Annotated in this window: 19 protein-coding genes; 11 read left to right on the top strand and 8 right to left on the bottom strand. The window is 69.8% G+C overall.

Annotated elements, in window-relative coordinates:
* Positions 1 to 205 precede the first annotated feature (205 nt).
* Complete coding sequence (locus tag ABID41_RS18035; RefSeq protein ID WP_331932785.1) at positions 206 to 688, top strand: GNAT family N-acetyltransferase; 483 nt, start codon at positions 206 to 208, stop codon at positions 686 to 688.
* A 3-nt stretch (positions 689 to 691) separates the two neighbouring features.
* On the opposite strand, the gene ABID41_RS18030 is transcribed toward ABID41_RS18035, so the two are convergent.
* Positions 692 to 1,555, bottom strand: a complete 864-nt coding sequence (locus ABID41_RS18030; protein WP_354298360.1) for a TauD/TfdA dioxygenase family protein — start codon at positions 1,553 to 1,555, stop codon at positions 692 to 694.
* 136 nt (positions 1,556 to 1,691) lie between these two features.
* Here ABID41_RS18030 and ABID41_RS18025 point away from each other — a divergent pair, with 136 nt between their 5' ends.
* Both ABID41_RS18025 and cobS read left to right on the top strand, forming a co-directional pair.
* Positions 1,692 to 2,696, top strand: coding sequence for an AraC family transcriptional regulator (locus ABID41_RS18025; RefSeq protein WP_354298359.1), 1,005 nt, complete (start codon positions 1,692 to 1,694; stop codon positions 2,694 to 2,696).
* 117 nt (positions 2,697 to 2,813) lie between these two features.
* Complete coding sequence (gene cobS, locus ABID41_RS18020) at positions 2,814 to 3,818, top strand: cobaltochelatase subunit CobS (protein ID WP_331932687.1); 1,005 nt, start codon at positions 2,814 to 2,816, stop codon at positions 3,816 to 3,818.
* A 128-nt stretch (positions 3,819 to 3,946) separates the two neighbouring features.
* Here the strand turns inward: cobS and ABID41_RS18015 are convergent, their stop codons facing one another.
* Together ABID41_RS18015 and ABID41_RS18010 are read right to left on the bottom strand one after the other, a co-directional pair.
* Complete coding sequence (locus ABID41_RS18015) at positions 3,947 to 5,023, bottom strand: flavodoxin family protein (RefSeq protein WP_354298358.1); 1,077 nt, start codon at positions 5,021 to 5,023, stop codon at positions 3,947 to 3,949.
* Positions 5,024 to 5,186: 163 nt separating this feature from the next.
* Complete coding sequence (locus ABID41_RS18010; RefSeq protein ID WP_354298357.1) at positions 5,187 to 5,843, bottom strand: J domain-containing protein; 657 nt, start codon at positions 5,841 to 5,843, stop codon at positions 5,187 to 5,189.
* A gap of 52 nt (positions 5,844 to 5,895) precedes the next feature.
* On the opposite strand from ABID41_RS18010, the gene ABID41_RS18005 reads away from it, so the two are divergent.
* The 4 genes from ABID41_RS18005 to ABID41_RS17990 all read left to right on the top strand — a co-directional run bounded on the left by ABID41_RS18005 (position 5,896) and on the right by ABID41_RS17990 (position 9,967).
* Positions 5,896 to 6,171: a BolA family protein gene (locus ABID41_RS18005; protein ID WP_331931832.1), complete on the top strand. Its 276-nt coding sequence runs from the start codon at positions 5,896 to 5,898 to the stop codon at positions 6,169 to 6,171.
* A 78-nt stretch (positions 6,172 to 6,249) separates the two neighbouring features.
* Complete coding sequence (locus ABID41_RS18000) at positions 6,250 to 6,756, top strand: 2Fe-2S iron-sulfur cluster-binding protein (protein WP_331931831.1); 507 nt, start codon at positions 6,250 to 6,252, stop codon at positions 6,754 to 6,756.
* Entirely contained in the window at positions 6,753 to 7,706 is a 954-nt protein-coding gene (locus ABID41_RS17995; protein WP_354298356.1) for an FAD binding domain-containing protein, read from the top strand. The genes ABID41_RS18000 and ABID41_RS17995 overlap by 4 nt, the downstream gene beginning before the upstream one ends.
* Positions 7,703 to 9,967 (top strand): xanthine dehydrogenase family protein molybdopterin-binding subunit, encoded by a 2,265-nt coding sequence (locus ABID41_RS17990; RefSeq protein ID WP_354298355.1) that lies wholly within the window; start codon positions 7,703 to 7,705, stop codon positions 9,965 to 9,967. The genes ABID41_RS17995 and ABID41_RS17990 overlap by 4 nt, the downstream gene beginning before the upstream one ends.
* A gap of 34 nt (positions 9,968 to 10,001) precedes the next feature.
* Here ABID41_RS17990 and ABID41_RS17985 read toward each other — a convergent pair whose 3' ends face one another.
* The 3 genes from ABID41_RS17985 to ABID41_RS17975 all read right to left on the bottom strand — a co-directional run bounded on the left by ABID41_RS17985 (position 10,002) and on the right by ABID41_RS17975 (position 12,185).
* A complete protein-coding gene (locus ABID41_RS17985; RefSeq protein ID WP_331928415.1) occupies positions 10,002 to 10,379 on the bottom strand; it encodes a response regulator in 378 nt (125 codons plus the stop codon).
* Positions 10,380 to 10,530: 151 nt separating this feature from the next.
* Positions 10,531 to 11,640, bottom strand: coding sequence for a 3-dehydroquinate synthase (aroB, locus tag ABID41_RS17980; protein WP_354298354.1), 1,110 nt, complete (start codon positions 11,638 to 11,640; stop codon positions 10,531 to 10,533).
* A complete protein-coding gene (locus ABID41_RS17975; protein ID WP_331932037.1) occupies positions 11,637 to 12,185 on the bottom strand; it encodes a shikimate kinase in 549 nt (182 codons plus the stop codon). The genes aroB and ABID41_RS17975 overlap by 4 nt, the downstream gene beginning before the upstream one ends.
* Before the next feature lie 64 nt (positions 12,186 to 12,249).
* Here ABID41_RS17975 and ABID41_RS17970 point away from each other — a divergent pair, with 64 nt between their 5' ends.
* Positions 12,250 to 13,563 (top strand): hypothetical protein, encoded by a 1,314-nt coding sequence (locus ABID41_RS17970; RefSeq protein WP_354298353.1) that lies wholly within the window; start codon positions 12,250 to 12,252, stop codon positions 13,561 to 13,563.
* Complete coding sequence (locus ABID41_RS17965) at positions 13,560 to 14,468, top strand: site-specific tyrosine recombinase XerD (RefSeq protein WP_354298352.1); 909 nt, start codon at positions 13,560 to 13,562, stop codon at positions 14,466 to 14,468. The genes ABID41_RS17970 and ABID41_RS17965 overlap by 4 nt, the downstream gene beginning before the upstream one ends.
* 68 nt (positions 14,469 to 14,536) lie before the next feature.
* Here the strand turns inward: ABID41_RS17965 and ABID41_RS17960 are convergent, their stop codons facing one another.
* The gene (locus ABID41_RS17960) at positions 14,537 to 15,391 is read right to left on the bottom strand and encodes a hypothetical protein (RefSeq protein WP_354298351.1); all 855 of its coding nucleotides are present in this window, start codon (positions 15,389 to 15,391) and stop codon (positions 14,537 to 14,539) included.
* 179 nt (positions 15,392 to 15,570) lie between these two features.
* On the opposite strand from ABID41_RS17960, the gene ABID41_RS17955 reads away from it, so the two are divergent.
* Both ABID41_RS17955 and ABID41_RS17950 read left to right on the top strand, forming a co-directional pair.
* On the top strand, positions 15,571 to 16,533 hold the full coding sequence (locus ABID41_RS17955) for an acetyl-CoA carboxylase carboxyltransferase subunit alpha (protein ID WP_331932828.1): 963 nt from the start codon (positions 15,571 to 15,573) through the stop codon (positions 16,531 to 16,533).
* 207 nt (positions 16,534 to 16,740) lie between these two features.
* Positions 16,741 to 17,736, top strand: coding sequence for an NAD(P)H-dependent flavin oxidoreductase (locus tag ABID41_RS17950; protein ID WP_331932827.1), 996 nt, complete (start codon positions 16,741 to 16,743; stop codon positions 17,734 to 17,736).
* An 81-nt stretch (positions 17,737 to 17,817) separates the two neighbouring features.
* Here the strand turns inward: ABID41_RS17950 and ABID41_RS17945 are convergent, their stop codons facing one another.
* Positions 17,818 to 18,825 carry a threonine aldolase family protein gene (locus ABID41_RS17945; protein ID WP_354298350.1) on the bottom strand — a complete coding sequence of 336 codons (1,008 nt, stop codon included), beginning with the start codon at positions 18,823 to 18,825 and terminating at the stop codon, positions 17,818 to 17,820.
* Between the last annotated feature and the right edge of the window lie 25 nt (positions 18,826 to 18,850).

Genomic DNA, 18,850 nt, shown 5'->3' with positions numbered 1-18,850 from the left:
AACTTGCCGCGCCTTGGCCTGCGCCGCAACGCGCGATTGACGCGGGAGCGTCATGGCCTTATGCGCGCGCTTCCTTGTGATTGCTCGGGACGCCGTCATGCGACGCCAGCGACGAACCGGGCGCGCCAGCCGCGCCTAAGAGCCCCTCGCCCGCGCCGATCCCGCGCGCGGCTTCGTCACTTCGCCGATCACAAGGCCATCTGAAATGACCGTTCCTGCCGAACAGGCCCTTTCCTACCTCAACGAACAGCCAGCCGACGCCGACGTCATCGAGGCGCTGCTGGACCACGCCTTCGGGCCCGGCCGCTTCGTGAAGGCCTCCGAGCGCGTGCGCGAGTTCGCCGAGTTCCGCCCGGAGATGTCGTTCTGCGCCTGGGATGGGCGCCGGCTGGTGGGCTCGGTGCGGATGTGGAAGGTGCATGTGGGCGGGACGCCGGCGATCTTCCTGGGGCCGCTGGCGGTAATGGCCGACGGGCGCAAGTCCGGGGTCGGCGGCGAACTGGTGCGGATGGCCTGCGACGCGGCCCAGGCGGCCGGCTACCGCGTGCTGCTGGTGGGCGACGCTCCCTATTTCGGGCGGTTCGGCTTTTCCGCCGCGCCGGCGAAGGAGGCGCGGCTGCCGGGACCGGTGGACCAGCGCCGGGTGCTGGTCCTGGGCGGCGAACTGGCCGGGCCGGTCACCGCATAGGGCTCAGACCGGAACTTCGCCGGCGACGGTGGTGCGGTGCATGACGCGGAGGTGGCCGTCGTAGCCGCCTTCGGCGAAGTGGACGGTGCAGCGGTTGTCCCACATCAGCAGCATGCCCTGGCGCCATTTGTGGCGGTAGACGAACTCGTCCTGGGTCATGTGGGCGAAGAGGAAGCCGAGGATGGCCTGGCTTTCCTTGAGGGTCATGCCCTCGATGCCGACGGTGTAGACTGGGCTGACGAAGAGGGCCTTGCGGCCGGTCACCGGATGGGTGCGGACGAGGGGGTGGGAGAGGGTCTTGTCGGCCTCGGCCGAGACGATGATCTCCATGGTCCGCTTGGAGGTCTCCTTGGCGAAGACGCCCTGGGTCCCGTAGGCGCGGGAGGCGGAATGGACCGCGCGCAGCGGCTCAAGCACGGCCTTCATGGTGTCGGAAAGGGCGTCGTAGGCCCGGGCGCAGTCGGCGAAAAGGGTGTCGCCGCCGACCGGAGGCGTCACCTCCGAGCGGAGCAGGGTGGCGGCGGGCGGCTCCTTCTGGAAGCTCCAGTCCGAATGCCAGCCGGCGCCGAAATTGGTCGCCTTCTCGTCGGGCTCGCGGCGCAGCTCCAGAACGTTGGGGTGGCCCTCCATCGGCTTGATGAACGGATCGACGCCGAAGGGGCCGATCTGGAGGGTGAAGGCCTCCAGCGCCTCCAGCGACAGGGGCTGGTCGGGGAAGGCGACGACGCCGTGACGGGCCCAGGCTGCTTTCACGGCCTTGAGGGTTTCGGGGCTCAGGGGACGCGAGAGGTCGAGGCCGGTGATCTGCGCGCCGAACCCGCTGGGCTCCGGGGCGATCTTGATCGGGCTGGCCAGGGTCTCTGTCATGGTCGTCTCCTCCGCACGGACGGTCGCCGGTTCGACGAGCAGGCTAGGCCCGGGCGCTTGATGACGGACGCCGATTTCTTGACATCATGCGCCATTTTCCTTGGCTTCGATTGGCGCATGCCTATCGTGCGGGCCGATGAGCAACGCCCTCACCATCATGGCCGGCTGGATGAACGCGGCCCTGGACGGCCTGGAGCGCGAGGGTCTGGACCGCCGGGCCCTGACCCAGGGACTTCGCGGCTTCGAGGGCGGTGAAGCCGCGCGCAACTCCCATGTCGACCTAGGCTCGGCCCGCCGGGTCTGGCGGCGCGCCGCGCGCCTCAACCCTGACCCGCTCCTCGGCCTCAAGGTCGGCGGCGCCCTGCCCATGCAGGCGAGCAACGTCGTCTCGGTCCTCACCGCCCACAGCGCCACCGTCGGCCAGGCCCTGGACATGCTCTGCCGCTACCAGACCCTGGTCAGCGCCAGCGGCCGCTATCGCGTCGGCCGGGAGCCGGGCCTGCTCACCCTTACCTACGAGCCGGCCGCCGATGCGGTCGAGGTGTCCCGCCTGCAGGTGGAATCGGTGCTGGGCACGACCGCCGCCCGCCGCTCCGTCTTCGCCTCGGGCGTGCGGCCGCGCCGGGTGGTGCTGATGGCCCATGGCGCCGCGCCGGCCGCCGCCTATGAGGATTTCCTCGGCCTCCCGGTCTCCTTCGCCGCCAAGGCCGGCCTGGAATTCGCCGAGGCCGATCTCGCCACCCCCATCCGCGGCGCCGATCCCCGGCTGCTGGAGCTGAACATGGCCTATGCCGACAGCCTCCTGCGTGACCATCACCGCTCCCAGGCCCTGTGCGATGAGGTCAAGGCCGCCATCCGCCGCTCGGGCTTCGACACCGCCACCGTCCCGGCGGTCGCCGCCGAGCTCGGCCTCTCGGCCCGCAGCCTCCAGCGCCGCCTAACCGAGGCGGGGGTCAGCTTCTCCAAGCTGCGCGACGAGAGCCGGATGGGCGAGGCGCTCATCCTCCTCACCCAATCGCAGCTTCCCCTGCCGGACCTCGCCCACAGGCTCGGCTACTCTCAGGAAAGCGGCTTCTCCCGCGCTGTCCGCCTCTGGTGGGGCGCCTCGCCCCGGCAGGTCCGCCGCAACGCGCCGGGATAGCCGGCGAGTACTGTGAGGCTTTCGCGCCCAGGCCTTCTCCTGCCGTTGCGGCATGGACCTTTCAGGCGCAAACAGCCGTTTGCATTGCGTCCGTAACCCTGTAATCGAAACCGCGTCATGACCTCTTTCGCCGATACCCAAGAAGACAAGCTCATCGCTCTGACGCCGGACAAGAAAGTGTCGGTTCGCGACACGTTCGGCGTGGACGTGGATATGACCGTTCCGGCCTTCAGCGAGCGCGACGCGCACGTGCCGGACATCGACCCGGCCTACAAGTTCGACGCCGAGACCACCAAGGCCATCTGCGCCGGCTTCGCCTATGACCGTCGGGTGATGGTCCAGGGCTATCACGGCACCGGCAAGTCGACTCACATCGAGCAGGTGGCCGCGCGCCTGAACTGGCCGCTGATCCGGGTGAACCTGGACAGCCACGTCTCGCGTATCGACCTGGTCGGCAAGGACGCCATCGTCCTGAAGGACGGCAAGCAGATCACCGAATTCCGCGAGGGCATCCTGCCCTGGGCGATCCAGCGGCCGGTGGCCCTGGTGTTCGACGAATACGACGCCGGCCGTCCGGACGTGATGTTCGTGATCCAGCGCATCCTGGAAGCGCAGGGCAAGCTGACCCTGCTGGACCAGAACCGCGTGATCCGGCCGAACCCCTTCTTCCGCCTGTTCTCGACCACCAACACCATCGGCCTGGGCGACACGACGGGGCTGTATCACGGCACCCAGCAGATCAACCAAGGCCAGATGGACCGCTGGTCGATCGTCACGACGCTGAACTACCTGCCGCACGACGTGGAGGCGGAGATCGTCCTGGCGAAGTCGCCGCACTACGACACCCCGGAAGGCAAGCGCACCATCGCCGCCATGGTCCGGGTGGCCGACATGACCCGCAACGCCTTCATGAACGGCGACATCTCGACGGTCATGAGCCCGCGGACGGTGATCACCTGGGCGCAGAACGCCGAGATCTTCGGCGGCGACCTGGCGCTCGCCTTCCGCCTGACCTTCCTGAACAAGTGCGACGAGCTGGAGCGCGGCACGGTCGCCGAGTTCTTCCAGCGCGCCTTCGGCCAGGACCTCCCGGAAAGCACTGCCCGAGTCCGGGTGGCTTAAGGATGTAGATGCTCCCGCGCTGGGGGAGCTGAGGCTGCTGCGGATGGGTGAGACCGCCTGCGGCGGCCCCCTCCGTCTCGCCTTTGGCGAGCCACCTCCCCCAGCGGGGAGAATCTGAGTCTCATGGATTACTTCTGGCGTGGCGGCTTCAGGTTGCGGCCGGCCATCAGCATCTTGCCCTGGTGGACCGCCTTGGAGGCTTCGACCAGGGTGCGGGCCGCGTTGCGGACTTCTTCCTGGATGGCATGGTCGGCGTCGAGCGCCTCGTGGCTGGTGGCGTAGGGCTCCCAGTAGCCGATGTAGCGGTCGAGTTCGGCGTTCACTCCGGCCGGCGCCAGGTCCATGAAGCGCAGCCAGTCCGAGACGCTGCGGCGGACGTTCTCGGCGCCCTCGACGTCGCCGTGGACGACGACCGAGAAGACCCGGCCCTCGAGGTGCTTGGGGTAGGGCCAGCCCTTGAGTTCCTCCTCCTTGGCCTTCCTGGCGTCCTTGCCGTGGGTGAGGGTGGGGTCGGGATTGCCGCCGTCGGCGCAGACCATGCGGTCCATCATCAGCTTCAGGGGCGAGGTCGCCTGGTACCAGTTGACCGGGGTGACGATCATCACGCCGTGCGCCTCCACCCACATGGGATAGATCTCGGCCATCCAGTCATGGACCTGGCCCAGGGCGTAGTTGGGGTAGCAGGAACACGGCCAATGGCAGAGGGCCGGGGCGGTGGAGAAGCAGGCCTTGCAGGGGTGGATTTCGCGCCCGTACTCCGAGGTCAGGCGGCTGAGGTCCAAGAGGTTCACTTCGACGCCCTCGATGGCCAGTTCCCCGTGGGCGATCTGGGCCAGGCGGTAGGACTTGGAGACCTCGCCAGGGCAGGTGTGCTCGCTGCGGGCAGAGGCGCTGATCAGCAGGACGCGGCAGGGACCGGCCTTATCGTCGTGACGGGCCTGGGCCTCCTCGACGGCCTGCCGGGACTCGATCCAGTCGATGGAGAGCTCGTAGTCGGGATCGGCGTAGCCGCGGCCGGCCCTCAAGGTGCGGGGCGCCTTGCGGCCCTTCGAATAGGCGTCCCAGGCGGCCGAGGCGATCCTGTCGAGCTCGGCGTGCAGCGGTGAGAAGGCTGGATCGGCAAAGGCCGAGAGATAGCGGCGGCGGAACTCGCGCTCGGTGAGTTCCGGGCTGGGGCTTCCCTTGCGGGGTTCGGGGACGCGCATGGGGCTCCTCCTCGCGGAGGCAACGCCGGGGGTATGGCGCAGTTCCGGGGAGCGCGGTGGTGAGGCGGGACCGCCTGGCGGCGGCCTCCTCCGTCTCGCCTTAGGCGAGCCATCTCTCCCAGTGGGGGCTTCGGCGCGGGGCCTTCCCCGAGAGGAGTAAAAGCTAGGCCAGCTTGGCTTTCTTTAGGGTCTGGTAGGCCTTGATGACGCGCTGGAGCTTGTGTTCGGCGGAGCGGTCGCCGCCGTTGGAGTCCGGGTGGGTGCGCTTGACCAGCTCGATGTAGCGGGCGCGGATGGCGGGGCCTTCGGCGTCTTCGTCCAGGTCGAGGTCGGCCAGGGCGTTGCGCTCGAGCTTGCCCAGGCGCCGGGCGTTGGCCGCTTCGGGGCGGGGCGCGGGCTTGGCGCCGGCGCCGAAGAGGCTGAAGGGATCGGAAAAGCCCGGGCCGCCCGTGCCGAAGTTGTGGGCCGCGGCGGCGGACTCGCGGGAGAACTTGCTGGCCTTGAACTGCCAGGTGGGCCGGTCGCCGACGGCGCTCTCGGCCTGGCGCCTGCGAATCTCGCCCTCGCTCATGCCGGCGAAAAAGTCCCACTGCTTGTTGTATTCCGCCGCGTGAGGCTGGCAGAACCAGTAGTGCTCGTTGAGCATGTCGCGGGACTTGGGCGCGCGCGCGGTCGCCGCCGTCCGGCAGCCCGGATGGTCGCAAGCCCGCTCGCCGGGCTTCAGCGCATAGACGTCGTCGTCCTGCTTGGCCTCGTCCTTGGAGGGCGGGCGCACGCGGATATCGACGAACTTAGGCTTGTATTGAAACGCGCCGGGCATGGGCCGAGTATGAGGCTCCCTTAGTCCCTTTCAAGAATTGAACATCAGTCCGATGGGCGCCATATTCGAGGCTATCCACCACAAGCTCACTGAGGCGTTTTCGCCCACCCGACTGGAGGTCGTCGACGACTCCGACCGGCACGCCGGTCATGCGGGATCAAGACCGGGCGGCGAAAGCCATTTCAACGTGCTGATCGAGTCGGCGGCCTTCGCCGGGTCCCCGAAAGTGGTGCGACAGCGGCTGGTTTACAAGGCGCTGGCCGATGAACTCGCCGGGCCGGTGCACGCCCTGACGGTGAAGGCGCTGGCGCCCGGCGAGGCCGACTAAAAAGACAGGTCGGGCGGTTTGCGTCGCCTGCCGGTCCGAGCGTAAAGCGTGTGAGTGCTCACATCCGGGAGGTGACGCTTGAAGACGACGATCACTGTCAACGGGCAGGTGCGGACGCTTGACGTCGACACCCGCACCACCCTGCTGGACGCTCTGCGCGAGCACCTCGGCCTGACCGGCTCCAAGAAGGGCTGCGACCATGGCCAATGCGGAGCCTGCACGGTGCTGGTGAACGGGGTGCGGGTGAATTCCTGTCTCTCGATCCTGGCCATGCACGACGGCGACCAGGTGACGACGATCGAGGGCCTGGGAACGCCCGACGAGCTGCATCCGGTGCAGCAGGCGTTCCTGGAACACGACGCCTTCCAGTGCGGCTACTGCACGCCGGGGCAGATCTGCTCGACGGTGGGGATGCTGCAGGAGGCCGCCGACGGCTGGCCCAGCAAGGAGACCGCGGACCTGGCGGCGCAGGTGGCCCTGACCGACGCGGAAATCCGCGAGCGGATGAGCGGCAACATCTGTCGCTGCTCGGCCTATCCGCAGATCTTGGCGGCGATCCGCGACCTGGCCGGAGAGGTGGCATGAAGCCCTTCACCTACGAGCGCGCCAGCGACGCCCTGTCGGCGGTGAAGGCGGTGGCCGAGAACCCCGGGGCGAAGTTCCTGGCCGGCGGGACGAACCTTCTCGACCTCATGAAGCTGGAGATCGAGCGGCCGATCCATCTGGTGGACGTCGGCCGCCTGCCTTTCGCGGGCATCGAGGAGACGGCCGAGGGGGGGCTTCGCATCGGCGGGGCGATGACGAACAGCAAGCTGGCGACCCATCCGAAGGTGCGCGAGCGCTATCCGGTGCTGACCCGGGCGATCCTGTCGGGGGCCTCGGGCCAGCTTCGCAACAAGGCGACGACGGCGGGGAACCTGCTGCAACGGACCCGCTGCGACTATTTCTACGACACCACCAAGCCCTGCAATAAGCGCCAGCCGGGATCGGGCTGCAGCGCACTGGGCGGGCCGCATCACTATGGGGCGATCTTCGGGGCCAGCGAGGCCTGCATCGCCACCCACACCTCGGACATGGCCGTGGCGCTGACCGCGCTGGACGCCAGCGTCGAGACCCTGACGCCGCAAGGGCAGGGCCGGACGATCAAGGTCCGCGACCTGCACCGCCTGCCGGGCGACACGCCGCATGTCGAGACCGACCTGGCGGCCGGCGAACTGATCACCGCGGTGGTGGTGCCGCCGCCGCCGGAAGGCGCGCAGAGCTATCGCAAGGTGCGGGACCGGGCGTCCTACGCCCACGGCCTGGCCATGGTGGCGGTGGCCGGCGGCCAGGTGGCTCTGGGCGCGGTGGCTGCCAAGCCCTGGCGCGCCGAGGCGATGGAGGCGGCCCTGGCAGGCGGGGCGAGCCCGGCCGACGCCGTGCAGGCCGAACTGGACGGGGCGCAGAAGAACGAGCGGACGGCGTTCCGCGTGACGCTGATCGGCCGCCTGGCGGCCGCGGCGGTCGAGGACGCCCGCGACGGGAGGACGGCATGAGTTCGGTTCACGACTGGGCCGCCCCCAATCCGGTCACCGAGAACCGGGGCGGGCTGATCGGCAAGGGCGTCGCCCGCTACGAAGGGGCGCTGAAGGTCACCGGGACCGCGCCCTACGCCTATGACACGCCGGCGCCGTCGAAGGCGGCCATCGGGGTGCTGGTGACGGCCTCGATCCCGCACGGGCGGATCGCGCGCATCGATACGGCCAAGGCGGAGGCGACGCCCGGCGTGCTGCTGGCCTGGACCTACCGGAACGTCCCGGCCCAGGCGCCGCGCGGGCACAAGGAAAACCCGCGCCATCAGCGGGCCTCGAACCCGGCCCTGGCGAGCGAGCGGGTGGAGTATTTCGGGCAGACCATCGCCTTCGTGGTCGCCGAGACCTTCGAGGCGGCGCGGGCCGCAGCCGAACTGGTCGAGGTGAGCTACGAGTCCGAGCCGGCGGTGGTGGACTTCGCCGCCAGCTTCGACCTGGCCCAGCCGCCGCCGGGCGAAGAGGACGTGCATATCGGCGACGTGCCGACCGCCATGGCCAAGGCGCCGGTCAGCGTGGACGAGACCTATTTCAGTCCGCTGCAGAACCACGTGCAGATGGAGCCCTGCGCGACGCTCGCCTGGTGGGAGGGCGACAAGGTCACGGTCCACACCTCGATCCAGATGGTGAAGGGCGGGCAGCATGCCCTGGCCGAAACGCTGATGATCCCGTCCGATCATGTCCACCTGCTGACCCGCTACATCGGCGGCGGGTTCGGCGGGAAGGGCCAGTCCTATGACGACCTGACGCTGTCGGCTCTGGCGGCCCGGGCGCTTGGGCGGCCGGTGAGGGTCACCTATACGCGCCAGCAGATGTTCCACGGCACCATCCACCGGCCGGCGGTGAGCATGCGGGTGCGGCTGGGCGCCGAGCCCGACGGGCGGCTGACCGCCATGGCGGTGGAGGCGGTGACGCACTGCGCGCGCGAGGCGACCTTCACCGAGCACGCGGCCAATTTCTCGCGCAGCCTCTATGCGGCGCCCAATCGCCTGACCGGCCACCGGCTGGTGCGGATGGACCTGCCGCACGCCGGCCCGATGAGGGCGCCGGGCGAGGCCTCGGGCATGCTCAGCCTGGAGTGCGCCATGGACGAGCTGGCCGAGAAGCTGGGGCTCGATCCGATCGAGCTGCGCATCCGCAACGAACCCAAGGTCGATCCGGAGAGCGGCAAGCCGTTCTCGACCCGGCAACTGGTGCGCTGCATGACCGAGGGCGCGCAGCGCTTCGGCTGGGAGCGGCGCAATCCGAAGCCGGGCCAGACCCGCGACGGGCGCTGGATGGTCGGGATGGGCATGGCCGCAGCGATCCGCGGCAACTTCCTGCTGCCGGCCAAGGCGGGGATCCGGATCGACGCAGACGGGACCGTCACCCTGCGCCAGGGGATGACCGACATCGGCACCGGGACCTACACGATCCTGGCCCAGATCGCGGCCGAGACCATGGGCGCGCCGCTGGAACAGGTGCGGGTGGAGATCGGCGATTCCGACTTCCCGCCGGCGCCCGGCTCCGGCGGCCAGTTCGGGGCGGCGACGGCCGGCTCGGCGGCGTTCGAGGCGGCCATGAACCTGCGCAAGGCGCTGACCGAGCTGGCGGTGGGCGATCCCGGCTCGCCGCTCTATGGCGGGCCGGCCGAGCTGGTCACCTTCGAGAACGGCAACATCGCCATCGAGAATCGCAGCGAGACCCTGGCGGCCCTGGTGGCTCGCGCCCAGCCGGAGGGCGTCTATGTGGAGGGCGCGATCACGCCCGCCGCCGACGCGCGGGACTATTCGCAGCACACCTATGGCGCCCACTTCGCCGAGGTCGGGGTGGACACGGTGACCGGCGAGGTGCGCTTGCGCCGGATGTTCGGGGTGTTCGCAGCCGGGCGGATCCTCAACGCCAAGACCGCCAAGAGCCAGATCACCGGCGGGATGATCTGGGGCGTGGGCACGGCGCTGACCGAGTCCAACCTGGTCGATCCGCGCTTCGGTTCGCTGATGAGCCAGGACATGGCGAGCTATCTGGTCCCGGTCCACGCCGACATCGTCGAGCTGGATTCGGTGTTCCTCGACGAGGCCGACGACAAGGCCAACCCGATGGGCATCAAGGGGGTCGGCGAGCTGGGCATCTCCGGCGCCGGGGCGGCCATCGCCAACGCCATCTACAACGCCAGCGGCGTGCGCCTGCGGGACTATCCGATGACCCCGGCCAGGGTGCTGGAGGGGCTGGTGGCGGCAGGGCGCTAGAGCGCGGTCCCCTCGCCATCTGGGCAAGGAAAGGTCAGGGCGCCGGGCTGGCCTTGGCGCGGAGTTCGGCGAGGATGCGGGCGAGGTCGCCTTCGCGGAAGGGCTTCTGGAGGACCGGGGAGCCCTTGTCGGCGTCGCGCAGGCCGGCGTCGCCATAGCCGGTGGCGAAGGCGAAGGGAGCGCCCTTGGCGCGGAGCAGGTCGGCGAGGGGGAAGATCGGCTGGCCGCCCAGGTTCACGTCGAGCACGGCGCAGTCGAGTTCGGCGCTGTTGGCCAGTTCGATCGCTTCCTCCAGCCGCGAGGCGGGGCCGACGACCTTGCAGCCGAGGTCTTCGAGCATGTCTTCGATCAGCATCGAGACCATCATCTCGTCCTCGACGACAAGCACGCGGAGGCCAGAAAGATCACTCAGTCCGGTCACTTGGAAGACTCCGACTACAGTGGGGGACCCTTGGGGATCATAGTTCAGGTTCGCCTGAGAGGCGAGAGCCGCCAGCGAACATCAACCTCGGCCAGGCGGGGTCGTCTGTCTGGTTTCCGACACTCGGCCGCAATTGCGGCGCTCAGGCGGCGCCTTCGCTCAAAAGGAAGGCCTCGATGGCGCCGGCGTCCACGTCCTTGGCTACGAAGGCTTCACCAAGCTTGCGGGCGAGGATGAAGGTGAGCCTGCCGCCCTCGGCCTTCTTGTCCTGGCCCATATGACGGACGAGGGGCGCGGCCTGGAACGCGCCGGCGCCGACCTCCTGCAGGCGGGTGGGCAGGCCGGAGGCGGCGATTGCGGCCACGGCGCGCTCGGCGTCCTGGCTGGGGCAGAGGCCCTGGGCGGCGGAGAAGCGGAAGGCCAGGGCCGAGCCGGCCGCCACCGCCTCGCCGTGCAGCAGGGCCTCGCCGTAGCCGGTCTCGGCTTCCAGGGCGTGGCCGAAGGTGTGGCCGAGATTGAGCAGGGCGCGGCGGCCGGCTTCCTTCTCGTCCTCGGCGACGATCTCGGCCTTCATCTCCACCGAGCGGGCGACGGCGTAGGCCAGGGCGTCCGGATCGCGGGCCAGCACCTTGGCGCCGTTGGCCTCCAGCCACTCGAAGAAGGCGAAGTCGCCGAGCAGGCCGTACTTGATGACCTCGGCGTAGCCGGCGCGCATCTCGCGGTCGGAGAGGGTCGAAAGCACGTCGAGATCGGCCAGGACCAGGCGCGGCTGGTGGAAGGCGCCGATCAGGTTCTTGCCCTGGGGAGTGTCGATGGCGGTCTTGCCGCCGACCGAGGAATCCACCTGAGCCAGCAGGGTGGTGGGGATCTGGATGAAGTCGATGCCGCGCTTGTAGATCGCGGCCGCGAAGCCGGCGAGGTCGCCGACCACGCCGCCGCCGAAGGCGACGATCAGGTCGCCGCGGTCGAGCTCGAGCTGCAGCAGCCGCGAACAGACGTGGGAAAGGCCCTCCCAGCTCTTGGTCGGCTCGCCGGGAGGCACGACGATCGGCTGGGCGGCGATGTCGGCGGCGCGCAGGGCGGTCATCAGCGCCTGGCCATGCAGCGACCAGACGGTCTCGTCGCTGACGATGGCCACGCGGCCGCGCTTTGCGAATGGGGCGATCAGCTTGCCGGCGTTCTCGAGCAGGCCCTGGCCGACCACGACGTCATAGGCCCGATCGTCCAGCCCGACGCGAACGGTGCGGCTCATGCCTGGTGTTCCTGCAGATAGGCGCTCAGGGCGCTGATGACCTGATTGACGGCGACATGGTGCGCCGTATCGCCGGTTTCGACCATCAGATCGGCCTGGGCGTAGATGGGGTATCGCTTCTCCGCCAGCTCGGTGAGCACTACGAGCGGGTCCTTGCCCGAGAGCAGGGGGCGGGTGTCCTTGCGCCCGACGCGGCGGGCGAGGATGTCGAGGTCGGCCTTCAGCCAGACCGAGATCGAGCGTTCCTTGATGAGGGCGCGGGTCTCGTCGTTCATGAAGGCGCCGCCGCCGGTGGCCAGGACGTGGGGCGGATCGTCGAGCAGGCGGGCGATCACCCGGCGCTCGCCCTCGCGGAAGGCCGGCTCGCCCATTTCGGCGAAGATGTCGGGGATGGACCGGCCGGCGGCGGCCTCGATCTCGTTGTCGGCATCCTTGAACGGCAGGTCGAGCGCATGCGCCAAGCGGCGCCCTACGCTTGATTTGCCGACTCCCATCAGTCCAACCAGGGTGATGGTGCGAGCACGCAACGGTGTGTAACGGTCCATGAACGGCGCAGGTCTACACGAGCAGAAGGCTTTGCGCCAAGTTTCGGGCGTAGGGGCGACGACGATGCGGACGAGGTTCGGCGGCTGGGCTTTGGGCGCGGCGCTTTGCGGGGCGCTGGCCGCGGGCGCTGTTTGGGCCCAGGAGGTCGAGGTCAGGCCGCTGGCCGCGCCGGATTTCTTTTCCATCGGGTCGGGTGAGACCGGGCTCTCGGGCGATCTTTGGCGGGGCGCTTCGGGGGAGACCCTGCGGACCGTGCTGCCGATGCTGGCGGAGAAGCCCCTGTCGCCGGCGGCGCAGGCCCTGGCGCGGCGGGTGCTGACCACCGGCGCCAACGGACCGGAGGGCGCAGGCGGCGATCCCGACGTGGCCGGCGCGCGGATCAACGCCCTGATCGCGGCCGGCGCGGTGAAGGACGCCTCGGCCATACTTTCGCGGACCTCGAACCTGGAAAGATCGCCGGGCCTGGCGCGGGCGGGCGCCGAGGCGGCGCTGCTGGCCGGCGAGGACGACCGCGCCTGTTCGATCGCTGATGGCCTGGCGACGGGCCGGGACGAGGCCTACTGGCTGCGGCTGAGGGCCTATTGCGAGGCGAGGGCCGGCAAGGCCGAGGCGCAACTCACCTTCGATCTGGCGCAGAGCGTGGCTCGCGATGCGGTCTTCGGCCGGCTGATGGGGGCCAAGCTGGCGGGCGCGGGCGATCCGGGCGCAGCCTCGCTGCGGGACGGGCTGGACTATGCGCTGTCGCGGAACCTGGGGCTGGACGTCAGCGAAGCGACGCCGGCCCCGGCCGTGGCGGCGGCGCTGGCCGGCAAGGAAGCAGGCCCCGCGCGCTGGACGATCGAAGGCGGGCCGGGCGAGCTGAAGGCCGCCATGGCGGCGGTCGCGAGCGGGGACCTCGCCCAGGCCCAGGCGCTGCGAGCCGGGCTGGTGGCCGATGCGACGCCGGTGAACGACCTGGCCCTGCTCGACGGGTTGATCGCCGCGGCGACCGGCCGGCCGGACGGGCCGACCCTGGACCGGCTGATCGAGCGCGGCTCGGTGGGCGATGCCAAGGTCCGCGGGAAGATGCAGAACGCGGCCATCGTGCTGGCGGCCTTCGGGGCGCCGATGAGCCCACAGGCCAGGGGCGAGTTCGCCAAGTTCGCCGGGGCGGAATCGGGCAAGGCGACGGTGGCGCGAGGCATGGCCCTTGACCTGGCGGGGGAGGCCAGACTGCCGGGCGAGGCGGCGATGCTGGCCCTGTGGATCTCGGCCGACGCCGGGGCGGGCGGACCGGCGGTGGGGGATCGGGCGCGGATCGTGCGGGCCCTGCGCGCCGCGGGGCTGGAAGAGGATGCGCGGGCCTTTGCGGTCGAAGGCCTGCTGGCGCAGCGATGAGCGGCGAGGGCTGGGCCGAGGCGTTCCTGGAGATGATGGCGGGCGAACGCGCCAGCGCCCGCAACACCATCACCGCCTATGGCAAGGACCTGGCCGACGCCGGCGCCTTCCTGAGAGCGCGGGGAAGCGATCTGGCCGGCGCGTCGGCGGCCGACGTCGAGGCCTATTTCGCGGCCCTCAGCGATCGGGGCCTGTCGCCGGCCACGGCGGCGCGGCGGCGCTCGGCGGTGCGGCAGTTCTACCGGTTCGTGCTGGGGGAGGGGTGGCGGCAGGACGATCCCTCCCGGCGGGTGGAGGCGCCCAAGAAGGGCCGGCCGCTGCCCAAGGTGCTGAGCCGGGCCGAGATCGACGCGATCATGGCCGCGGCGGGCGCGCGGGACGGGGCGCAGGGCCTGCGGCTGGGTTGCATGGTGGAGCTGGCCTACGCCTCGGGCCTGCGGATCTCTGAGCTGACCGGGCTGCCGATGGCGGCCCTGGCGCGCGACCCGGCCTACCTGATCATCAAGGGCAAGGGCGGCAAGGAGCGGCTGGCGCCGCTGAACACCGCAGCCCGCCAGGCGGTGAAGGCCTATCTGGAGGTCCGCGAGACTTTCCTGCCCAGGGGCGACGCCGCCAATCCCTGGCTGTTCCCCTCGCGCGGCAAGACGCGGCGACTGACGCCTCGAAGGTTCGCGCAACTGCTGGACGAGGCGGCGGCGGACGCCGGGATCGATCCGGCGCGGGTCAGTCCGCACGTGCTGCGCCACGCCTTCGCGACCCACCTGCTGGAGGGCGGGGCCGACCTGCGGGTGGTGCAGAAGCTGCTGGGCCACTCGGACATCGCCACCACGCAGATCTACACCCACGTGGCCGAGGACCGCCTGCGCGAGGTGGTGGAGACCAAGCATCCGCTGGCGAAGAAGTAGGGGGAGCGCCTTGCGGCGCGGCCCCGCTTTGCGGACAGAGCTCCCGAACGAGGGAGCATCTGGGCCTTCTAAGACGTGATCCGGTAGCGGCCTTGGCTGTCGGGGCAGACGCGGACGTAGCGGTACTGGTCGCCGGCGGGCGCAGGGGCGAGGCGGCAGCGTTGGGCGTCGTAGTAGCTGTAGTCGTACTGGCCCGACCGGCGGGCTCGGTCATAGTCGCTCTCGCGGTAGGGCACGGTCTGGTCGTAGCTGAAATAATAGCCGTGCTCGTCGCACCTGGCCGAGGCGCGGCCGACTCCGAGGCCGACGCCGCCGCCGACCAGGGCGCCGAGGACCGCCCCTTCGGTCCGCACGCCGCGGGCGGCGATGTTGGAGCCCAGCGCGCTGCCGATCAGAGCGCCGATGACGCTGCCGGCTATGGAGCGGTTGGTCTTGCTGTTGGTGCAGGACGGGTCGTTGCTGACGAAGGCGCTGGTGTCGGTGGCGTAGTCGCCGGCGCTCCAGGCGGGCGGCGGCCCGTAGGCTCGGGCATAGGCGCCTGGGCCCCAGCGGCGGTCGTAGTCGGCCCGGGCGCGATCATAGTCGGCCAAGCGGCGCTCATAGTCGGCCCGGGCCGGATCGTAGGGCGCGCCCGCGGCGGGCAGGTAGGGATCGGTCCAGACCGGAGCCGGGCCATAGGCGCGGGCATAGGCGCCATAGCCATACTGGCGGTCATACTGCTCGCGGGCGCGTTCCCACTGGGCGCGGCGGACCTCGTAGTCCTGGCGGGCGGCGTCGTAGTCGGCGCGGTCGCCCTGATACTGCTGCAGGTCTTGTCGGTATTGCTCGGTCGGCTGGTAGGGTGTCGGGTATTGGGCGAATGCGGCCGGCGCGGCGAGAGAGAGCGCTGCGGTCCCGGCCAAGGCGATCTTTGCGGCGCGCATTGGCGGACTCCTCGAGCTTCTGAGGGTTGAAACGCAAGGCGTGGAGGGCAGGTTGCGGTCAAGCTCGCGGCAAGGCGACTTGACGCACGCAACCGGATCGCGGTTCCTCCACTTGTGAGCCGTAAGCTTCGCGCCTAGGTTCGCCCGCTTCTGCAACGGACAGAGGGAAGATTCCTCGAATGGCCGCACACTATCTCGAGTTCGAGCGCCCCATCGCCGACCTCGAAGCGAAGATCGAGGAACTGTCGAAGCTGTCGGAGACGACGGGTTCGGTGACCCTGGACGCCGAGATCGAGGCCCTGCGCGCCCGGGCCGAGGAGGTCCGCCGCCAAGCCTATTCCAAGCTGGACGCCTGGCAGAAGACCCAGGTCGCGCGCCATCCCGACCGGCCGCACTTTGTGGACTACGTCTCGGGCCTGATCGACGAGTTCGTCGAACTGCGGGGCGACCGCAAGTTCGCCGACGACCAGGCGATCATGGGCGGGCTGGGCCGGTTCCGCGGCCAGCCGGTGGTGGTCATGGGCCACGAGAAGGGCCGCGACACCGTTTCCCGCGTGAAGCACAATTTCGGCTATGCGCGCCCAGAGGGCTATCGCAAGGCCATCCGCCTGATGGAGCTGGCCGAGCGGTTCCGCCTGCCGGTCATCAGCTTCGTGGACACCGCCGGCGCCTATCCTGGCGTAGGCTCCGAGGAGCGCGGCGTGGCCGAGGCCATCGCGCGTTCGACCGAGAAGTGTCTGCTGCTCGACGTGCCGATGGTGGCGGTGGTGACCGGCGAGGGCGGCTCCGGCGGCGCCATCGCCATGGCCGCGGCCAATCGCGTGCTGATCCTCGAACACGCCATCTATTCGGTGATCGCGCCGGAAGGCGCGAACTCGATCCTGTGGCGCGGCGCTCGCACGGCCGAAGAGGCCGCCAAGGCCATGAAGATCACGGCCCAGGACCTGATCGGCATGAAGATCGTCGACCGGATCATCGACGAGCCGGCCGGCGGTGCGCACGCCGACAAGGAAGCGACGATCAAGGCGGTGGGCGACGCGGTCGAGCAGGAGCTGGGCGAGATCGTCGGAATGTCGGTGGACGAACTGAAGAAGCAGCGCGCCGACCGCTTCTACGCCATCGGCCGCAACGGGCTGCAGTAGGAAAGATGCTCCCCCGCTTGGGGAGCTGTCCGCGAAACTGACCGAGGGGCCTCGCCATCAGGGCAGGACTGCGGCCTGCTGCAGCCCCTTTGTGCGGCGCGCGCCACCTCCCCAATGGGGGGAGGATCTCCAATCCGATCTAAACCGGCTTGCCTGCCCCAGCGTCCGCGGGTTCAGTGTCTTCCAACAATCGTTTGGGAGAGCGCCATGGCCTTGAAAACCCGTTTCACCGAGCTCGTCGGCGTCGAGCACCCCGTGGTGCAGGGTGGGATGCAGTGGGTGGGGCGCGCCGAACTGGTGGCGGCCGTGGCCAACGCCGGGGGCCTGGGCTTCATCACCGCCCTGACCCAGCCGACCCCGCAGGCGCTGCGCGAGGAGATCGAGCGCTGCCGGTCGCTGACCACCAAGCCGTTCGGCGTGAACCTGACCATCCTGCCGGCGATCAACCCGCCGCCCTATGCCGAATACCGCCAGGCGATCATCGATTCCGGGGTGAAGATCGTCGAGACCGCCGGCAACAAGCCGCAGGAGCACGTGGACGAGTTCAAGAAGCACGGGATCGTCGTGGTCCATAAGTGCACCAGCGTTCGCCACGCCCTGTCGGCCGAGCGGATGGGGGTGGACGCGATCTCGATCGACGGCTTCGAGTGCGCCGGTCACCCGGGCGAGGACGATGTGCCCGGCCTGATCCTGATTCCGGCGGCGGCCGACAAGGTGAAGATCCCGATGATCGCCTCGGGCGGCTTCGGCGACGGGCGCGGGCTGGCGGCGGCCCTGGCCCTGGGCGCAGAGGGGATCAACATGGGCACCCGCTTCATGTGCACCAAGGAAAGCCCGATCCACCAGGCGATCAAGGAACAGATCGTCGCCAACGACGAGCGCTCCACCGACCTCATCTTCCGCACGATGCACAACACCAGCCGGGTGGCGAAGAACGCCATCAGCCAGCAGGTGGTGGCGCTGGAGAAGGAGGGCGCCAAGTTCGAGGACGTGCGCGAACTGGTGGCCGGAGTCCGTGGCCGGAGCGTCTACGAGGTGGGCGACAACGACGCGGGCATCTGGTCGGCCGGTCAGATCCAGGGCCTGATCCACGACATTCCATCCTGCCAGGAACTGGTCGGCCGCATCGTCCGGGAGGCCGAGGAGATCATCCAGGGCCGGCTGGCGCGGTTCGTGACGTCGAGGGCTGCGGTGGTGGCTTAGGCCGCCTCGCGGCCGCCCCCTCCGCCACGCTGCGCGCGCCACCTCCCCCTCAGAGGAGGACTGCGTCAGCCCACTTTGCGGTCAGGCGACGGACTGCAGGACGGCGCCTAGCTCATCGACGCTTTCAGGCGTGGTGGCCCAGGAGCACATGAAGCGGACCGAGCCGTCGAGGAAGCGGTAGACGAACCAGCCCGCGGCGTGCAGGCGCGCCAGGGTCGGCTCGTCCATCTCCACGAACACCGCGTTGGCCTGGACCTTGTGTCGGAGCGGGAAGGGCGAGAGTGCGCTGAGCCGCAGGGCCATTTCGTTGGCGTGGGCGGCGCGCTCGACGAAGGCGCCGCTTTCCAGCATGCCGATGAAGGGAGCTGCGTAGAACCGGCCCTTGGAAGGAAGCTGGCCGGCCTGCTTGAGGCGGGCGTCGAAGCGATGGGCGAGCTTGCGGTCGAAGATCACCACCGCCTCGGTGGGGGTCATGCCGGCCTTTGTGCCGCCGACCACCAGGATGTCGACCCCGAGCCTGGCGATGGACTTCAGGTCGAAGCCGGCGGCCGCGGCGTTGGCCAGGCGCGCGCCGTCGAGATGGACGCCCAGGCCCTTGGCCTTGGCCGCAGAGATCAGCTCGACGAGGTCGTCGCGATCGTAGACCGTGCCGTACTCGGTGGCGTTTGTCAGCGAGAGGGCGGCGGGCGATTGGCGATGCGATTGGTCGGGAGCGGCCAGGGCTTCCTTGAGCGCCGGAAGCTCGATGCGGCCAGAGGCCCCGTCCAGCGGGATGAGGCCGACGCCGTGACCGAAAAAGCCGGGGGCGCCGGTCTCGTCGGTGCAGATGTGGGCGTGCTCGTGAGCGACCACGGCCTCGAACGGGTGGCAGAGGGCGGCGAGCGAGATGGCGTTGGCGGCGGTGCCGGAGGCGACGAACCGGACCTCGGCATCGGCGTCGAGCAGGGCGCGAACGGCGTCGGCGGCTTTGGCGCTGATGTGGTCGGAGCCATAGCCGGAGGCGAAGCCGTGGTTGGCCTCGATGATCGCCTGCAGGGCTTCGGGCGCAGCGGGGGCGGTGTTGTCGGAGGCGAAATCGTAGCGGGCCATGGCGAGGCTAACTACGCCCTGTCGG

The sequence above is a fragment of the Phenylobacterium koreense genome, from assembly GCF_040545335.1.
Classification (GTDB): domain Bacteria; phylum Pseudomonadota; class Alphaproteobacteria; order Caulobacterales; family Caulobacteraceae; genus Phenylobacterium; species Phenylobacterium koreense.
This window is presented reverse-complemented; position numbering and strand designations above follow the sequence as displayed.